Raw genomic sequence first — 1,719 nt, 5'->3', positions numbered from 1 at the left:
CCCCCTTGACAGAAGTAGCAGGCTTGTACCTGAGGGGCGAACCCCGCCAACGCCAGGAGGTGGTACAACCCGTGGGTGAGCAAGGGCAAAACGGCCCGTTCCGAAGCAGCCCGCTCGATGCGTTCCAAGTGTTCGACCAACACCACAAACAGCTCTTCCTGAGCTTGATCGGGCAAGGCCAACTGCAGAGCCACCTCCGCCAAGTACTGCGCTGCCGTGAGATGGGCTAAGCTGCGGCTGAGGCGGGGAAAAGTCTGCAGGGTTTCCGCTTGGACGATGCGCTGTAGACGCTGGGAAGTCTCTGTTTGGGCAGACCAGCGCCCCCGCACAATCAGCAAGTCGTTGATGACAAAAGGCTCCATCCGCCCGCCCAGCTTGGAAGGCTGCTTACGGGATCCCTTGGCCACAGCCCGGATCAACCCTTGCTCGCGAGTCAAGATGGTAACAATCCGATCCGACTCTCCCAGGGGGATCCCTTTGAGATTGATGCCCGTAACCCGGTAGGTGCGGCCACTCATGGGGTTCCTCTGGCTTTCAGCTCTTGCATCAGCTCCAGCCCCCAAGAGGTGCCAATACGGCTGGCCCCCGCCTGGATCATGGCCTCTGCTTGAGCCACTGTGCGAATGCCGCCCGACGCTTTCACCCCCACTTTACCGCGGCTGAGTTGCCACAACAGTTGCACATCTGCCAGCGTCGCCCCCCCCATCCAGCCAGTGGAGGTCATCAAAAAAGCCGCCCCCGCATCGATACAAATCTCCCCGGCCAGCTTTTTCTCCTCCTCGGTCAGCAGAGCCGTTTCCAAAATGGCCTTGACGCAAACCCCCGTTTCTTCCACCAGTTGGGCAATCTCGGCATGGAGGCGATCCAGCTCTCCCGCCTTGAGCCAAGCCAAGTTGATGCGGACATCCAGCTCCCGGCACCCCTGCTCCACCGCCAGTTGGGCCTCGTAAAGCTTGGCCTCTGCAGTGGTTGTGCCCAGGGGAAACCCCACCACCGTGCTCACCTTGACCGGGGATCCGTGCAGCCGCTCCACCACCCGCGGCACGTAGCAAGGAGGAACACAAAAAGTGGGGAAGCCATAGCGCAAGGCAATCTCACACCCCTGGTCAATCTGTTCTGGAGTAACCATCGGCAACAGCAGAGTATGGTCGATGTACTCCGCCAAGTTGATCGAGCTATCCGCTATGCCCTTGCGCTCCAGAGAGAGCATTGGTGGATCCCCCAGCACCCATCTTTACTCTAGCTTCAGCTTTCACCTGCAGGGATCCGCAAAGAGGGCTGAGCCTTGCCAACTCAGCAGGGCGACACCTCGACCCCTCCATTCCCCAGGCACAGCTCACCCATGCTGCTGCCCACTTGCGAGCCTCGATTGACTCGCGGCTAGGTTAAGGGAACGGGGGAGGATGATTGGGTTGCCCTCAGGCACAAATGCGGGGCAAAGGGGCGGGTGCCGAGGTCACCTGCAGCAATCGGGGAATACGGCTGCTGTCGTAGATGCGAAATTCTTTTTCCAAGATGGCTTTTTCGTCGCGCACCGCCTGGTTCAATACGATGGATCCCTCTGGATCGGAGACGGAACGGTGAAAAGTGCCGGGAGGAATGCGCAAAATGCCTCGGTTCGCTTCCAGGCGCACAATATGGAAGGGATCCCTCCAGCTAAAATTCACCAGGTAAAACGTCCGTCCGCCCCATAGAGCCAGTAGGTTGTCCTCTTGGTGT

The 1,719-nt window shown here is 59.5% G+C and carries 2 protein-coding genes and 1 pseudogene; all 3 read right to left on the bottom strand.

All coding sequences use genetic code 11. The annotated features are described in order from the left end of the window. Window positions 1–518: DNA repair protein RecO (recO, locus tag NW837_RS04035; RefSeq protein WP_414329373.1), on the bottom strand; the 518-nt coding region annotated here is incomplete at its 3' end. Beyond that, entirely contained in the window at window positions 515–1,210 is a 696-nt protein-coding gene (gene deoC, locus NW837_RS04030; protein ID WP_414329372.1) for a deoxyribose-phosphate aldolase, read from the bottom strand. The genes deoC and recO, both read right to left, overlap by 4 nt. Before the next feature lie 208 nt (window positions 1,211–1,418). Further along, window positions 1,419–1,719, bottom strand: a pseudogene (locus tag NW837_RS04025) (redox protein); the annotation flags it as partial.

Origin of the sequence: Synechococcus sp. R6-10 (assembly GCF_047461815.1) — a bacterium.
GTDB lineage: Bacteria > Cyanobacteriota > Cyanobacteriia > Thermostichales > Thermostichaceae > Thermostichus.
Note: the sequence above shows the minus strand (reverse complement) of the source record. Positions and strands in the feature narration are given on the sequence as shown.